The 14,704-nt window shown below is 43.6% G+C and carries 17 protein-coding genes and 1 tRNA gene; 11 read left to right on the top strand and 7 right to left on the bottom strand.

Features of this window, described 5'->3' with window-relative positions:
* Position 1 precedes the first annotated feature (1 nt).
* The 4 genes from atpG to HFM85_RS09145 all read left to right on the top strand — a co-directional run bounded on the left by atpG (position 2) and on the right by HFM85_RS09145 (position 3,747).
* Positions 2–892: an ATP synthase F1 subunit gamma gene (gene atpG, locus HFM85_RS09160; RefSeq protein WP_173737925.1), complete on the top strand. Its 891-nt coding sequence runs from the start codon at positions 2–4 to the stop codon at positions 890–892.
* A 5-nt stretch (positions 893–897) separates the two neighbouring features.
* The gene (atpD, locus tag HFM85_RS09155) at positions 898–2,295 is read left to right on the top strand and encodes a F0F1 ATP synthase subunit beta (protein WP_173737924.1); all 1,398 of its coding nucleotides are present in this window, start codon (positions 898–900) and stop codon (positions 2,293–2,295) included.
* A 9-nt stretch (positions 2,296–2,304) separates the two neighbouring features.
* On the top strand, positions 2,305–2,712 hold the full coding sequence (gene atpC, locus HFM85_RS09150; protein ID WP_173737923.1) for an ATP synthase F1 subunit epsilon: 408 nt from the start codon (positions 2,305–2,307) through the stop codon (positions 2,710–2,712).
* Positions 2,713–2,898: 186 nt separating this feature from the next.
* Positions 2,899–3,747, top strand: coding sequence for a hypothetical protein (locus HFM85_RS09145; RefSeq protein ID WP_173737922.1), 849 nt, complete (start codon positions 2,899–2,901; stop codon positions 3,745–3,747).
* A gap of 56 nt (positions 3,748–3,803) precedes the next feature.
* On the opposite strand, the gene HFM85_RS09140 is transcribed toward HFM85_RS09145, so the two are convergent.
* Genes HFM85_RS09140 through HFM85_RS09130 form a run of 3 tightly spaced genes read right to left on the bottom strand, consistent with a single transcriptional unit; the run spans position 3,804 to position 5,445 of the window.
* Positions 3,804–4,517: a hypothetical protein gene (locus HFM85_RS09140; protein ID WP_173737921.1), complete on the bottom strand. Its 714-nt coding sequence runs from the start codon at positions 4,515–4,517 to the stop codon at positions 3,804–3,806.
* A 4-nt stretch (positions 4,518–4,521) separates the two neighbouring features.
* Positions 4,522–5,016, bottom strand: coding sequence for an anti-sigma factor (locus HFM85_RS09135; RefSeq protein ID WP_173737920.1), 495 nt, complete (start codon positions 5,014–5,016; stop codon positions 4,522–4,524).
* The gene (locus HFM85_RS09130) at positions 5,017–5,445 is read right to left on the bottom strand and encodes an RNA polymerase sigma factor (protein WP_408609589.1); all 429 of its coding nucleotides are present in this window, start codon (positions 5,443–5,445) and stop codon (positions 5,017–5,019) included.
* Between the two features lie 244 nt (positions 5,446–5,689).
* Between HFM85_RS09130 and HFM85_RS09125 the strand changes: the two genes are divergently transcribed.
* Entirely contained in the window at positions 5,690–6,841 is a 1,152-nt protein-coding gene (locus HFM85_RS09125; protein WP_173737919.1) for an alanyl-tRNA editing protein, read from the top strand.
* 5 nt (positions 6,842–6,846) lie between these two features.
* Positions 6,847–7,737 (top strand): amidohydrolase family protein, encoded by an 891-nt coding sequence (locus HFM85_RS09120; protein WP_173737918.1) that lies wholly within the window; start codon positions 6,847–6,849, stop codon positions 7,735–7,737.
* On the opposite strand, the gene HFM85_RS09115 is transcribed toward HFM85_RS09120, so the two are convergent.
* The 4 genes from HFM85_RS09115 to HFM85_RS09100 all read right to left on the bottom strand — a co-directional run bounded on the left by HFM85_RS09115 (position 7,707) and on the right by HFM85_RS09100 (position 10,672).
* Positions 7,707–8,870: a hypothetical protein gene (locus tag HFM85_RS09115; protein ID WP_173737917.1), complete on the bottom strand. Its 1,164-nt coding sequence runs from the start codon at positions 8,868–8,870 to the stop codon at positions 7,707–7,709. The genes HFM85_RS09120 and HFM85_RS09115 overlap by 31 nt on opposite strands.
* Before the next feature lie 27 nt (positions 8,871–8,897).
* Positions 8,898–9,092 carry a hypothetical protein gene (locus HFM85_RS09110; RefSeq protein WP_173737916.1) on the bottom strand — a complete coding sequence of 65 codons (195 nt, stop codon included), beginning with the start codon at positions 9,090–9,092 and terminating at the stop codon, positions 8,898–8,900.
* 135 nt (positions 9,093–9,227) lie between these two features.
* Positions 9,228–9,992 carry a GNAT family N-acetyltransferase gene (locus HFM85_RS09105; RefSeq protein ID WP_173737915.1) on the bottom strand — a complete coding sequence of 255 codons (765 nt, stop codon included), beginning with the start codon at positions 9,990–9,992 and terminating at the stop codon, positions 9,228–9,230.
* 2 nt (positions 9,993–9,994) lie between these two features.
* Positions 9,995–10,672 (bottom strand): SGNH/GDSL hydrolase family protein, encoded by a 678-nt coding sequence (locus HFM85_RS09100; protein ID WP_173737914.1) that lies wholly within the window; start codon positions 10,670–10,672, stop codon positions 9,995–9,997.
* Positions 10,673–10,863: 191 nt separating this feature from the next.
* Between HFM85_RS09100 and HFM85_RS09095 the strand changes: the two genes are divergently transcribed.
* The 5 genes from HFM85_RS09095 (at position 10,864) to HFM85_RS09075 (ending at position 14,698) form a co-directional block, all read left to right on the top strand.
* Positions 10,864–10,935: transfer RNA gene (locus HFM85_RS09095), tRNA-Glu, on the top strand.
* Between the two features lie 274 nt (positions 10,936–11,209).
* The gene (locus HFM85_RS09090; RefSeq protein ID WP_173737913.1) at positions 11,210–11,722 is read left to right on the top strand and encodes a prepilin peptidase; all 513 of its coding nucleotides are present in this window, start codon (positions 11,210–11,212) and stop codon (positions 11,720–11,722) included.
* Positions 11,719–12,732: a P-loop NTPase family protein gene (locus HFM85_RS09085; RefSeq protein WP_173737912.1), complete on the top strand. Its 1,014-nt coding sequence runs from the start codon at positions 11,719–11,721 to the stop codon at positions 12,730–12,732. The genes HFM85_RS09090 and HFM85_RS09085 overlap by 4 nt, the downstream gene beginning before the upstream one ends.
* On the top strand, positions 12,729–13,919 hold the full coding sequence (locus tag HFM85_RS09080; protein WP_173737911.1) for a CpaF family protein: 1,191 nt from the start codon (positions 12,729–12,731) through the stop codon (positions 13,917–13,919). The genes HFM85_RS09085 and HFM85_RS09080 overlap by 4 nt, the downstream gene beginning before the upstream one ends.
* Positions 13,916–14,698: a type II secretion system F family protein gene (locus tag HFM85_RS09075; RefSeq protein WP_173737910.1), complete on the top strand. Its 783-nt coding sequence runs from the start codon at positions 13,916–13,918 to the stop codon at positions 14,696–14,698. The genes HFM85_RS09080 and HFM85_RS09075 overlap by 4 nt, the downstream gene beginning before the upstream one ends.
* Positions 14,699–14,704: the final 6 nt, after the last annotated feature.

Below are 14,704 nucleotides of genomic sequence, written 5' to 3'. Positions count from 1 at the left end.
TATGGCAAATGCAAAAGAAATACAGACTCGTATGAAAAGCATTCAGGACACCATGAAGATCACCAATGCGATGTACATGATTTCTTCTTCCAAGATGCAGAAGGCGAAGAAGATCCTGCAGGACACAGAACCATATTTCTATAATATGCAGGCTGCCATTGCCAGAATCCTCCGTCATATGCCGGATATCCAGCATCCTTTCTTCAGTGAACGTCATCTTGTTCCGAAGGACGAAAGGAAGATAGGTACCATTGTCATTACAGGCGATAAAGGTATGGCTGGTGCATACAATCATAATGTACAGAAAATGACAGAAGATTTCATGGAAGAAGTACCGGGACATCATAAACTGTATGTCTTGGGTATGGTAGGGCGTCAGTATTTCGGCAAGAGAGATGTGGACATGGACGGCAGTTTCCACTATACTGTGCAGAAACCGACCATGCACAGAGCACGCCTTATCACTGAAGAGATCGTACGAGCATTTCTGGAAAGAGAGCTGGATGAGATTCACATTGTTTATACACAGATGCAGAATGCAATGGCAATGGAGAATGTGAATATGCAGCTTTTACCGCTGAAAAAAGCTGATTTTAAAATGGGTCAGGTTCCGGCAGATATCTATCAGGAGGAGATTGTGTTATCTCCGTCTGCAGATGTGCTCCTGGATACTATGATTCCGAACTACCTTACAGGTGTGATTTATGGATGTCTTGTAGAGGCATATGCCAGTGAGAACAATGCGAGAATGACAGCAATGCAGTCCTCTACAGATAATGCGAAAGCGATGCTGAAGGATCTTTCCATTCAGTACAACCGTGCACGTCAGGCTGCGATCACGCAGGAAATCACAGAGGTTATCAGCGGTGCTAAAGCACAAAAAAGGAAGTGATGACTATGAATAAAGGTAAGATTGTACAGGTTATGGGACCTGTTGTAGACGTTGTTTTTGAAGATGGACAGCTTCCGGATATCAAGGATGCCCTTGAAGTCGAGAACAACGGTAAGAGATGCGTTATGGAGGTGTCCCAGCACCTTGGAAATAATATCGTACGCTGCATCATGCTGGGAGCCAGCGAAGGTCTGCAGCGAGACAGAGAAGTAACAGCTACCGGAAGCGGTATTAAGGTTCCGGTTGGAGATAAAACACTGGGTCGTCTGTTCAACGTTCTTGGAGATACCGTAGATGGCGGTGATTCCCTGGACGGTGAAGAGCATTGGGTCATCCATCGTGATCCGCCTTCATTCGAAGAGCAGAAACCGGCTGTAGAGATCCTGGAAACAGGTATCAAGGTTATCGACCTTCTTGCACCATATGCCAAAGGTGGTAAGATCGGTCTGTTCGGTGGTGCCGGTGTTGGTAAGACAGTTCTTATTCAGGAGCTGATTCAGAACATCGCAACTGAGCATGGCGGATATTCTATTTTTACCGGTGTCGGAGAGCGTTCCCGTGAAGGTAATGACCTTTGGACCGAGATGAAAGAATCAGGCGTTCTCGAGAAGACAGCCTTAGTGTTCGGACAGATGAATGAGCCGCCAGGAGCACGTATGCGTGTTGCCGAGACAGGACTTACTATGGCAGAGTATTTCCGTGATCAGGAGCACAGAGATGTACTTCTTTTCATTGATAATATTTTCCGTTTTGTACAGGCAGGATCTGAGGTTTCCGCTCTGCTTGGTCGTATGCCGTCCGCAGTAGGATATCAGCCTACACTGGCAACTGAGATGGGTGAGCTTCAGGAACGAATCGCATCCACCAAGGAAGGATCTGTTACATCTGTACAGGCTGTATATGTACCGGCCGATGACTTAACTGACCCGGCTCCGGCAACAACATTCGCCCATCTGGATGCAACAACCGTTCTTTCACGTAAGATCGTTGAGCAGGGTATTTATCCGGCTGTAGACCCACTTGAGTCTACTTCCCGTATCCTGGAGGCAGATATTGTCGGTGAGGAACATTACGAAGTAGCACGTAGAGTACAGGAGATTCTTCAGAAATATAAAGAGCTGCAGGACATCATTGCTATTCTTGGTATGGAAGAGCTCTCAGAGGAAGATAAGCAGACTGTATTCCGTGCAAGAAAAATCCAGAAATTCCTTTCTCAGCCGTTCCATGTAGCTGAGAACTTCACCGGTATCAAAGGTAAATACGTACCACTGAAAGAGACGATTCGTGGATTTAAGGCGATCATTGACGGTGAGATGGATAATTATCCGGAGAATGCATTCTTTAATGTTGGAACCATTGATGACGTAATTGCAAAAGCAAAAGCCGAGGAGAACCGGCAGTAAGGAGCGGCTATGAGTGAGACATTTGGCCTGGAAATCTATGCCAGCAATAAACTGGCTTATGCAGGACGTGCCCAAAAGCTTATCATCCCGGCAGTGGATGGTGAGCAGGGATTTCTTGCTCATCATGCAAATGTCGTAGCAGCCATCATTCCCGGTGAGATGCGTTTTGAGGATGCAGAAGGCAATGAGCACGTTTTTGCAGTGAGCAGCGGTTTTGTTGAGATGATCAATAACCGTGCCAAGCTGTTCTGCCTCAGCGTAGAGAGCCCGGAGGAGATTGATATCCGCCGTGCCCAGGAAGCCAAGGAGCGTGCAGAAGAGCAGCTTCGTCAGAAGCAGAGCATCCAGGAGTATCATATGAACCAGATGGCTCTTGCGAGAGCGATGACACGTCTTAAAGTAACACATAAGCAGTAAAAAATATATTACAGAAAGCACCTGTTGAATAGTAAAATAAACGTAGATCATAAGTTGGTTACGTTTATGACCATGTGACAGAGCGGAATGAGAACAGCCGCTTTGTACAGAGAATATTCAAAAGGTGCTTTTTTATTATACTGATATAAAAAAGCCAGAGTATGCAAAGAAAAAGGAGGAGAAATAATGAAGAAAGGAAGAGCAAAAAAATTACTGGGTATCTGTATATTTCTTATGGGTTTCATGATCTTTTCCGTACTGCCAGTGCAGGCGGCAGCACCCAGGATGTATACAATTCAGCCGGGAAAAACCTGGACAAGGTATGATATCACCGGCGATGGAAAGAAAGACAAGATTAAGGTTGTCCGGAAAAAAAGTCAGTATGATGGGTGCTGGAACGGTGCAGATATTTATGTAAATAATACAAAAGTCTGTGCAATAAATAAAGCTTTTATGGATATGTCCATTCGTATTATTACATTATCTAATGGAAAACCTTTCCTGTGTCTGAGAGGTGGTACGGATAATGATATCAGTGTATTCCACGGACTTTATCAGTACCGTAACGGAAAAATCGTTCAGGTTGTAAATTTCATTAATGAAACATATGGACGACCGGTAAATGAAGCGAAAATTTACCTGAGTGGTAATACAGTTCGTGTAAGAACGGAGGCTATGTCATATTCTCTTGGATATTGTACAACAGAATTTACGTACAAATATCAGAAAGGAACATTACTTCGTACATCCAATTACGGAAAATATATAAAACTTAATGCTGCTAATAAGAGAACAGGACTTTTTGCAGCGGCAAAGAACATACAGGCGTACACAACTCCCACTTCCGGAAGTAAAGCATTTGTGATCCGCAAGAATACTGGCGTGAAAATTCTGAATTTCTGGACCGCTGGGAATAAGATGTATATCCGTGTAAAAAATGGTTCCAAAACAGGCTGGATCAAAGCAGTAACATTTAAGGAATCACAGGGCTATGCAGGGTCACCGCAGTTTTCCAGGGTTATGTATACAGGCTGATGAAAATAAAAAGATCCGTTGTCGGGAGACTTCGGATCTTTTTTTGAAGTTACTGATTATTCAGAGGGAGAGGTATCTTCCTTATTTTCGGAAAGGACAGTATTTTCAGAAGGAATACTATTTTCAGAAGAAATATTGTCCTGAGAAGAAAAGGTCTCAGGATTTTTTTCAGCAGCTTCTGAATTATCATCAGGGGAAGCTATTTGCTGATATGGACGGTACGGTTCCCAATAATGCTCATCTTTATTTTTTTCTTCCTCCAGTTTCTTTTTTTGTTGAGTGAGCAGATAAATACCTGCAGCAATGATACCGATAGCAATGGCAATCTGAGGAAGACTGTTGCAGATATTGTATACATAGTCTTCCAGATCATACGGTACAATGAGGTACAGAAGACTTGTGAAACGACTCCACAGGATACAGATACCAAACAGGATCAGGATCCAGGCAGTTGTATTTCGATGCTTCTGTAAGAATTTTCCGATATCACCGGAAAACTGATCCATGTGAAGAATGTAATTATCATCTACAGAATAAAATTCTTCTTCTGACAGTGACTTCAGATTATGGACATTGAAAAAACTGTAGAACCATATCACAGGGAGAAACATGGCCAGCCATCCAAGGCCGGTAATGGAAGCCAGCGCAATTGCTCCCCAGAACAGCAGCATAATACTGATTCCCTGTTTTTTGAATCCCATATACATTTCTCCGGCACCGGGGATCAGGGAAAAGATAAATACCCAGAAACCATGTTTTTGTTTTTTCATATATTTACTTGCCTCCGTTTATAATTTTATTCGTAAGATCACTCAGATTATCACTGATATTCTGAGAATTTTCACTGAGCTGGGAACCTACCTTCCTGGAAAGCTGGCTCAGATTGAAACCAATGTCAAGGGATGAAGATATCTTAGCTTTTGTTTCCGGTGAAGTATGAAGAGCTGTAAAATCTGTCTGTGATACAGAAAAAAGCATGATCAGCGCAAGACCCATACCCACTGCAGTACGTAAGCCTGTGCAGAGAAGCTTCATCCAGTAAGCAGTTTCATGTATTTTTCTGGAAGTTTGTACTTCAGGAGAAGCTGCTTTTTTCAGAATTTTATCCTGAAGATAGGCAGGAGCATGTTCAGAAGAAGTTTCTTCATCCTGAAGCAGCTGTTCCAGGCAGAAATCACATTGATCTATATGTTCCAGAAAATGGATCATTTCGTCTGTATTCATAGTCCCATCTTGAAATTTCTGTAATTCATCCTGTGGTATATGCATCTAATCACTCCTTTCCAACAGTGCCTTCAGCATAGATCTTGCACGGTAGATCTGAGTCTGGACTGTCTTTGTATTTTTATTTTGTGAAGCTGCAATCTCGGCTGCAGTTTTTTCTTCACAGAAATGAGCGGTGGCCACTTCTCTGTAGGGACTTTTCAGATCGGAACAAAGCTGTCGGATCCGATTCTGGAAATCTTTGTCCAGACAGGCCTCTTCTGGGGAGAATTCTTTATCACGGAGCTGTTCAAAATAAGTATCCTCTGTGGGAATGGTACGTCTGCCGGCAGCCTTCAGGTGATCCAGGCATTTTCGAACTGCGATTTTGCTGAGCCAGGCTTTTTCGTAGGTACCGTCAAAACGGGAGAGATTTTTGTAGGCGGAAAGAAAAACATCCTGTGTCAGATCTTCGGCGTCAAACGGATTGCCCACCGATTTCAGACAAATGGAAAATATTAAATTTTGGTATGTATGTATCAGATATTCCAGATATTCTTCCCGTGTAATGTGATCAGCTCCTTTCTCATCCCGTTCACTTATTATAACGCGTAAGACAGGGATAAAACTTCATTTTTTAAAAGCAATTTTTGAAAAAATTGGAATTCTTATAGCAGGGAGCCCCAAATTGGTCTATACTATAAAACGTCAAAGCAGAGATGCAGAAAGGATGGGACAGATGACAGAGACAAAACGTTTATATTATGAAGATGTATATAAAAAAGAATTCACAGCTAAAGTCCTGGAGTGCAGAGAAGCGAAAAAAGGTTTTCACATTATTTTGGACGAAAGTGCTTTTTATCCGGAAGGTGGCGGACAGCCAAGTGACATCGGATATCTGGGCGATGTGAAAGTAAAGGAAGTTCACGAAAAAGACGGGGAGCTTCTTCATTATACAGATAAGCCGTTAGAGGTGGGAGCTGAAGTTCAGGGACAGATCGACTGGGCAAGAAGATTTGACCTGATGCAGCAGCATTCCGGTGAGCATATGGTCAGCGGTCTGATCCATGAGGCTTATGGATATGATAATGTAGGATTTCATATGGGAAGTGACACCATTACTGTAGATCTGAACGGTCCGCTGGATGAGGCACAGCTTGCTGAGATTGAACGAAAAACAAATGAGAAGATATGGGAAGATTCTGAGGTGAAAATTCTTTATCCTACTTCGGAAGAACTGGAAAAGATTGATTACAGAAGCAAAAAAGAGCTTACAGGGCAGGTGCGTATCGTAGAATTTCCAGGTGCGGATATCTGTGCATGCTGCGGAACCCATGTGACACATACCGGAGAGATCGGCATGGTGAAGCTTCTTTCTGTGGAAAAATTCCGCGAAGGAGTCCGTATTGAAATGATCTGTGGAAAACGTGTTCTGGATTACCTCAATATGGTTAATGAACAGAATCATCAGATCTCAGTGAAACTTTCTGCGAAAATTGATAAAACCGCACAGGCAGTAGAGCGTCTTCAGGATGAAAACTTCCGTCTGAAAGGACAGGTCAATCAGTTTGTGGATGATATGTGCCGTAAAGAAGCGGAACGTTATGCAGGAAGCGGAAGTGTTCTGTTATTCGTAGACGGAATGGACAATGATGGAGTGCGTAAACTAGCAGATGCCGTGACACAGACATGTCAGGGTTGCTGTGCAGTATTTTCCAAAAATCCGGATGGAAGCTATAAGTACGCAATGGGCGAAAAAGATGGCGATCTCCGTCAGTTTACAAAAGAAATGAATACGAAATTAAACGGACGCGGAGGCGGTAAGCCATTCTTCGTACAGGGGTCCGTACAGGCAGCGGAGGAAGAGATCAGAAGATTTTTTGAGCAGTGATAAAAATGTTTGGAGAATGTCATGCACATATATTTCTCAATGGCTATGATTACCGAAAAGCTGTTGAGACACAGAAAAACGGACCGCAGGACGAGCTGATCCGTGCTCATCTTGAGGAATACCGGAAGCGTGGAATCCGTTTTGTAAGAGACGGAGGGGATCATTACGGTGTGTCAAAGCGGACTGCCAGACTGGCTCCGGAATATGGAATTGACTATCGCACACCGGTTTTTGCTATTTATAAAGAAGGTCATTACGGGAAGATCGTTGGAAAAAGCTTCTCAGACATGAAGGAATATCACAGAAGAGTTCTGGAAGCTGCCGCTGAAGGTGCGGATTTTATCAAGATCATGACTACAGGGCTTCTGGATTTTGAAGATCATGGAAGGATAACGGGAACTCCGCTTTCTGTTGAAGAAGTAAAAGAAATGGTACATATTGCTCATGAAGAAGGGTTTGCCGTGATGAGCCATACCAATGGTTCTTATGGTGTACAGGCAGCAGTGGAGGCTGGCGTTGACAGCATTGAACACGGAAATTATATGGATGATGAGACGATTTCCATGCTGGCAGACAGCGAGAGTGTGTGGGTGCCTACACTTGTAACGGTGAGAAATCTTAAAGGCTGCGGAAGATTTGAAGATACGATCCTTACTTCTGTTATCAGGACAGGTGCGCAGAATCTGAAGAAAGCTTTTGAGAAAAAAATCCATGTGGCAGTGGGAAGTGATGCCGGTGCATACCAGGTTCTTCACGGACAGGGTGTGCAGGATGAATGCAGAGCTTTTTTTGACATACTGGGTGATACACCGGAGGTACGAAGCTGGATGGAAGACGGGGAAAAAAGGATCCGGACCATCTTCCGTCACGGGTCTTCGAATTTAATACAGGAATAAATATTGGAGGTGCGTGATTTCGCAGGGTTAAAAGTAACCCGGAGGTCCGCACCTTCTTCCATTCCGCTGGTGGAAAGATCCTGGGCGTTTTCGCGGTCGCAGAGGATTTTTACTCCATCGTAAGTCTGGATCAGGACAGTATTGGCCGTTGTTCCAAGAATAGTTCCGGTTACAGTGGAAGAGATATTGCGGACAGAAAGTGTATCCGGATCTTCTCCTGTAACGCCGCGGATTTTCATTCCGCTGGTGGATTCTCCATTGAAATTCCCTGTGTAAGTAATGTTTACATAAGCTCCGGGAGCAATTCCACCTTTGAAATATACGGGAACAGAAGAAACAGGAACATTCAGTTCTGTATTTGCGGTCTGGGGAACAACAGTTATGGTATTGGTGCTGACACTTACAATTCTGGCCCGGAGATGCTGCTCTTTTTTCTTCGGCTCCGGCGAAGGGGTCGGAGTAGGCTCAGGAACTTTCATGGGATCTACATCAGAGACGCTGATTACTTTTGTGAAGCTTCCGTCATACTGTTTGGTGTCTATCTGGGATGAGCCTATGAATTTTCCACGGAAGTGAACATAAACCCACCGGCCTGCTTTGATGCCTTTTTTATAATACTGTTTTACGCCTGTTACCGGGAAGGTGACGGTATTACCTTTTTCTGTTACCATGACAAGAGCGTTGGCTGTAAGACGTTTTATTTTGCCTTTCAGGGTGCGGTCTTCCAGAGGAGTTTCATTGTGATACTGATCGGTTACTTTGATGGGAGCAATCGTGCTGATGTCAGTTCCGGAAAGCTGTCCCTCATAGATTATGCTTACATTATCACTGAGTACAATGCCATATTTACATTCAAGCCGTGTTTGTGAAACATCAAATGTATAAGTTTCTCCGTTACTGGAAATGGTAAGGTGGCTTCCGTCAAAATTCTGCAGAGAACCGGAAAGTTCATCCATATAGACACGGTCGTCCTGGGAAGAATTTCGGGTTTCCTGCTGTGCAGAAACAGAATCTGCTGCATCTGAAATTTTGTCCTGAAGAGAAATAATATGATCATCAGCGTGATCGTTGCTGCAGCCGCCCACAAAAAGGGAAATGCCGAGAATTATACATGCAGCAGACAGTTTTTTCATTTGTGTCCTCCGACCCTGGAATAACGGTCAGTCCTGTTTTTCTGTAAGATCTGGGGGCTCCGGCGTGAAATCAAAAATCTGCCGGAAAGAATCCCACTGCTCACGGCTGTCTATTCCATGGTTGATCAGACCCGTGCACTCAGTACAGGCATTGGTATCCAGATAATTTTTATATTGAATATGATAGGGATTTTTTGTATTTTTTTCCTGTGGATCTTTCATATGATCATTCTCCTTATATTTGATAAGGAGTAGTGTATGAAGACAGGAAGAATATTATGTAAGATAAAAGTATTATAGCAAAAAGAAATTTGAATTTCTACAGGGAGTTGGGGAAAAATCCCCACAATCCCTGACTTACTGAAAACGCGTTCCCACAGGCTGGACGCGGAACCAATATGTGTAAAAATACCGGAATCCAAGCGAAGCGTAAAGTTTTTCAGCGGAATCATTATTTTTGACCACCTGGAGGTAAGCGTGGCTGGCACCTCTTTTTTTGCCTTCTTTGAGAAGTCCGGATACGATCTGACGGGCGTAGCCTCTGCGGCGGTAATCTTCACGCACATGAATAGCATAGATGCCGATATGATCACGATCCAGAATTCCAAGACCGGTGGCAATAATCTGGCCGTTTTTTGTAATAGAAGCGCAGACTGTTTCCTTGAGGATAGCGCGGTACATAGAAGGAACAACGGTTCTGTGGACCGGATTTGTAGTTCCTTTCAGATCAAACAGGCTGCGGATCCAGAAATCAGGGATTTCATTGGTAAAAAGAACGTCTGTGACAGGCGTATCCAGAACTGCTTTGTCCAGGTCTACAGTCATAACGTTGGTTACGTGCTGTACGGAATATCCACGGTTTTCCAGCATATAGTCGAAGTCCGGGGATACGAGAGGGCTGATCTTGAAGATGGCAGGTGTTCCCAGACGTTTGTAAACATCTTCACAGTAGGGGATTTTTTCCCTCCAGGGAAGAGTGGAGGTTCCGAATTGCTCCACGCTGTTGGTTCTGTGTGTATAAAAATAAGAAAAACGGAGGATCCAGCCATCGTAAAGCTCCATCTTGTGAGAGGGCCAGGCATTCAGAGACATATCCTCGATTTTTTTGATTGCTGTTTCCATATTTAAAACCTTTCTGTGATTGATGAATAAATTTTTTCAGCAAGGAACTGATGTCCCAGGGGTGTAAGGTGAATACCGTCGATGGTTATGGCATCCATCCCGACCCGGGAGGCTTCCTTTATCAGAGCATCCTGCAGAGGGACAAAAACGGCTCTGTATTTTTTACTGATTTTCAGAATCTGACCGGACATCTGCGTAAGAAGCGGCATCCAGGAGATGTAGCATTGCGGCCATGGGAAGATAAACGGTTCCAGAACAAAGAGCTTCCGTGTCGATGGTGAAGGAGTTGTGTGCTGTATTGCAGAGAGATTACGGATCAGTATTTCATATCGCACAGAAAATTCCTTCATGAGAGTCTGCTGCTGTTGGGGAGTACGGCGGGTGTTCATCATGATACCAATATCATTGATTCCGATAAGAACAGTGACAATATCCGGATCACAGGCAGTTATCCAGCCATCAATATTGTGGAGAAGCTTCTCGAGGGTAAAACCATCAATACCTTTATTCTCTATGGAAAAATGTCTGCCAGCAGCATGCAGCAGGACTGAAAGCTGTTTTACATATCCATTACCCAGCGGATCAGGAGAAAAAAGACGGCCGCAATCAGTAATACTGTCACCGAGGCACAGAAGATGAGTCATGGCAATTCCTTCTTTCTTGTGTTTTGATAGTAGCACTAACAACCACCGCGGTCAAGCATGAGAAATCCCTGAAAATGGGTAAAAAACGAATAAACATGAAAAACGTGAAAATTTTTAAAAAAAATTAAAAAAAGTACTTGCATTTTGAAAGAAAGTGTTATATACTAACGAAGTCGGTTGAGGGAAACAACAAATAACGAAATCAAGCGACACAAAAATATGAATATGGCCAGTTGGTCAAGGGGCTAAGACGCCGCCCTCTCACGGCGGAAACACGGGTTCGATTCCCGTACTGGCTATTAACTGAAAGCAGTTAGAATTTTATTCTGACTGTTTTTTTGTTGTTTCGAAAGAGATAAAAAACATAGGTGTCATCAAAAGTGTAATACAGATATTTGTGTTACTTTGGTATGGTCGGAATTTGTCGAACGAAAATGCTGGACAAAGCATTTGCAGAGTCCTATAATAAAGCTCACCAGAGGTCTTCTGGTATCGATCACCGCCAGGTCAGGCGGGAATTTCCACTATTATTTATTATAATTGAGGTATGTTTTTGGGTGAAAGGGGGCGCGTATGTCTTTTTATACGATTTTACCTGTGGTTATCTCCGCAATGGCTGTCTGGATGGACTTTAGAGAGGCATCTGTGGACAATGGATGGATTCTTTTTTCCTTTGTAACAGGGTTTCTGATCCAGATTACCGAAAGAGGACTGAAAGGCGGAGCCATATTCCTGACTGGCGTAGCAGTTCCGGTTATCCTGTTAGGGATTCTGTTTGTGTTCCGGATGCTTGGAGCTGGTGATATTAAGCTTTTGTGTGCTTTGGGCGGGATTATGGGACCGCGGACAGTTACAGAATGTATCTTTTATTCTCTGCTTGCAGGTGCAGGCATTTCTCTGGCAATTCTTATTTCTACAGGCGGTATCCGCCAGCGATTCCTTTATTTCTATCAGTATATGAATGAATTTTACTGTACAGGTGAAATGCGCCCTTATTACAGAAAGGGGACAGGCTTTCCGGAGAATTTTCATTTCACAGTACCGATATTCTTGAGCGCAATGCTTTATGCAGGAGGTGTGTATTGAAGAAAAACATATTTGCAGTCTGTGATCTGGAAGTAGATTATGCCTTCAATTTCATGGATTATCTGAACCAGAAAAAGAATCTTCCTTTTGAGATTCAGGCATTTACTACAGCGGAGAGTCTGCTGGCCTATGGAAAAGAAAACCATATTGAGTTGCTGCTGATTTCTGACAAGGCCATGCGGAAGGAGATCCGTGAGCTTGGAATTGGCAAGATTATTATTCTTTCGGAGGGAGTTCACCCGCCGGAATTGGATCAGTATTCAAGTGTGTATAAATATCAGTCATCCTCCGATGTAATAAGAGAAGTAATGGCCTGCTATGGAGAGGAAAAGGCATTAAATCCAGTGGCTTTTCCTGTGCTGAAAAGGACGATGGAGGTTATCGGCGTTTATTCACCTCTTGGCAGATGTCTGAAAACCTCTTTTGCACTTGCTCTGGGACAGATCCTGGCTAAGGACAAGGCTGTTCTTTATCTGAATCTTGAAGAATATTCAGGATTTGAGGAACTGCTTGGTAAGAAATTTCCTACGAATCTCAGTGATCTTTTTTACTATGTGAGACAGGGAAATGAGAATCTTATCCATCGTATGAACGGGATGATCCAGACGGTAAATAATCTGGATTTTGTGCCGCCGGTAAGGACTCCATCGGATATCCGGACTGTGTGTTGGGAAGACTGGGAGCAGCTTTTACAGGAGATTACTTTGCACAGTTCCTATGAGGTGTTGATCCTGGATATGGGAAGTGGTATAGACGAGAATTTTCAGCTGCTGGATCTATGTGGGAAAATTTATATGCCAGTTCTTAAAGATGCCGTATCTGTGTGTAAAATGACTCAGTTCGAAAATCTTCTGCGTATCTGGAACAAAGATAAGATTCTGGAAAAAACCGAAAAACTGCATCTTCCTTTTCATATGGACAGCATATCTTCGGAATCTTATGTGGAACAGCTGGTGTGGAGTGAACTTGGCGATTACATACGGAAGCTTCTGAGAAAGGAGTATTCATGAACAGAGAAAAATTCCGGAAGCTCCATGATCTGCTTATGGGACAGCTGGATGTTTCCAGGGAATTATCTGATGAGGAAATCCTGGAGGTGATCGATGATCTGATATTAAATCAGGTAAGAGAAGAATTTTTTTCGCTGAAAGAAAAAGTGGATCTCCGGCAGGAACTGTTCTGTTCTGTGCGAAAGCTGGATGTATTGCAGGAGCTTATTGAGGACGAAAGTGTAACGGAGATCATGGTTAACGGACCTGATGCTATTTTTGTGGAAAGAGCCGGTAAGCTGGCCAGGTGGAACAAGGTTTTTACATCCAGAGAGAAGCTGGAAGATGTGATCCAGCAGATCGTAGGACGATGTAATCGCGTTGTAAACGAATCGTCACCAATCGTTGATGCAAGGCTGGAGAACGGGGCACGTGTCAATGCTGTAGTCTATCCGGTAGCTTTGAATGGGCCGATCCTCACGATACGGCGTTTCCCGGATGATCCGATCACAATGGAGAAACTGATTTCCCTGGGAAGTATTACCTGGGAATGTGCAGACTTTCTGAAAAAACTGGTGCAGGCCAGATATTCCATGGTAATCGGCGGAGGAACCGGAAGTGGAAAAACTACTTTTCTTGGAGCTGTTGCAGAATATATTCCAAAAGATGAACGGCTGATAACGATCGAGGATAATGCTGAACTGAAAATCAGAGGAATTGATAACCTGGTGTGTTTGGAAGCGAAAATGGCCAATATGGCAGGAGCAGCTTCTGTAACAATACGTGATCTGATCAAATCGGCCTTGAGAATGCGACCGGATCGGATAATCGTTGGAGAAGTCCGCGGCGGGGAAACCGTAGATATGCTGCAGAGTTTAAATACAGGTCATGATGGCAGTCTTTCCACACTTCATGCCAACAGCAGCCGGGATATGCTTTCCAGAATTGAGACCATGACTTTGATGGGGATTGACCTTCCGTTGGAAGCAATACGAAGGCAGATTGCGTCAGGTGTGGACATTCTGGTACATCTTGGAAGGATGCGTGATAAAAGCAGAAAGCTTCTGGAAATCACAGAGGTATGTGGGTTTGAGAATGGAGAGATCCAGACACATCCACTGTATCGTTGGGAAGAAGAAAACGGGCTTGTAAAGGCAGGAGAACTTTTACATTGTGAAAAATTGGAACGGGCAGGAATTAAGTTATGAAAGAACGGAAAGGAAAAAATCAAAGATGGGAATTTACGAGGAAAGATTACAGGACGTATCATTTTACGGCGAAGGAGATTGTAAGATATCTTCTGGAGGGAGCTGCCGTATGCGCTGCAGCCGATTATCTGTTTTATCAGAATATTCTGGCACTGCTGTTTATGATTCCGGTATCAGTGCTGTATCTGAAGATGCAGAAAAAGAAATGTATTGCCAGACAAAAGCGGGAGCTGAATTACCAGTTCCGGGATGCGCTGACCGCTATGAATGTAGCAGTTCAGGCAGGATATTCAGCGGAAAATGCAGTGCGGGCCAGTGTAAAGGATCTGGGAAGACTCTACGAGAACGGAAGTGATATTCTGGATGAATTTCGATATATTGAGAGCCAGATCCGCTTAAGTGTTCCGGTAGAAGATTTATTTATAGATCTTGGAAAACGAAGTGGTGTGGAGGATATCGAGAATTTTGCGGCAGTGTTTTATACAGCGAAACGGACAGGTGGAGATATGACACAGGTAATTCAGAAAGTAGCCAGAATGCTGGGCGATAAGATTGAAGTAAAAAAAGAGATCGAGGCAACACTGGCTGCAAAAAAATCAGAACAGATGGTTATGAGCATAATGCCGGCAGGTATTATCTGCTATCTGAAGCTGACTTCTCCGGGTTTTATGGATGTACTGTATGGAAATCTTTTTGGAATCTGTGCCATGACAGTATGTATGGTAATTTATGGATTTTCCTACTGGCTTGGCGTAAAAATCGTAGATATAGAAGTGTAGGTGTTG

The sequence above is a fragment of the Blautia schinkii genome (genome assembly GCF_013304825.1).
Taxonomy (GTDB): domain Bacteria; phylum Bacillota; class Clostridia; order Lachnospirales; family Lachnospiraceae; genus Blautia_A; species Blautia_A schinkii_B.
Note: the sequence above shows the minus strand (reverse complement) of the source record. Positions and strands in the feature narration are given on the sequence as shown.

Excerpts from the sequence above, each read along its gene's own strand:
- atpG (WP_173737925.1), top strand. The coding sequence starts at position 2 with ATGGCAAATGCAAAAGAAATACAGACTCGTATGAAAAGCATTCAGGAC.
- HFM85_RS09075 (WP_173737910.1), top strand. The coding sequence starts at position 13,916 with ATGAAAGAACGGAAAGGAAAAAATCAAAGATGGGAATTTACGAGGAAA.
- HFM85_RS09135 (WP_173737920.1), bottom strand. The coding sequence starts at position 5,016 with ATGCATATACCACAGGATGAATTACAGAAATTTCAAGATGGGACTATG.
- HFM85_RS09120 (WP_173737918.1), top strand. The coding sequence starts at position 6,847 with ATGTTTGGAGAATGTCATGCACATATATTTCTCAATGGCTATGATTAC.
- HFM85_RS09110 (WP_173737916.1), bottom strand. The coding sequence starts at position 9,092 with ATGAAAGATCCACAGGAAAAAAATACAAAAAATCCCTATCATATTCAA.
- HFM85_RS09145 (WP_173737922.1), top strand. The coding sequence starts at position 2,899 with ATGAAGAAAGGAAGAGCAAAAAAATTACTGGGTATCTGTATATTTCTT.
- HFM85_RS09105 (WP_173737915.1), bottom strand. The coding sequence starts at position 9,992 with ATGGAAACAGCAATCAAAAAAATCGAGGATATGTCTCTGAATGCCTGG.
- HFM85_RS09090 (WP_173737913.1), top strand. The coding sequence starts at position 11,210 with ATGTCTTTTTATACGATTTTACCTGTGGTTATCTCCGCAATGGCTGTC.
- HFM85_RS09080 (WP_173737911.1), top strand. The coding sequence starts at position 12,729 with ATGAACAGAGAAAAATTCCGGAAGCTCCATGATCTGCTTATGGGACAG.
- HFM85_RS09125 (WP_173737919.1), top strand. The coding sequence starts at position 5,690 with ATGACAGAGACAAAACGTTTATATTATGAAGATGTATATAAAAAAGAA.
- HFM85_RS09115 (WP_173737917.1), bottom strand. The coding sequence starts at position 8,870 with ATGAAAAAACTGTCTGCTGCATGTATAATTCTCGGCATTTCCCTTTTT.
- atpC (WP_173737923.1), top strand. The coding sequence starts at position 2,305 with ATGAGTGAGACATTTGGCCTGGAAATCTATGCCAGCAATAAACTGGCT.
- atpD (WP_173737924.1), top strand. The coding sequence starts at position 898 with ATGAATAAAGGTAAGATTGTACAGGTTATGGGACCTGTTGTAGACGTT.
- HFM85_RS09140 (WP_173737921.1), bottom strand. The coding sequence starts at position 4,517 with ATGAAAAAACAAAAACATGGTTTCTGGGTATTTATCTTTTCCCTGATC.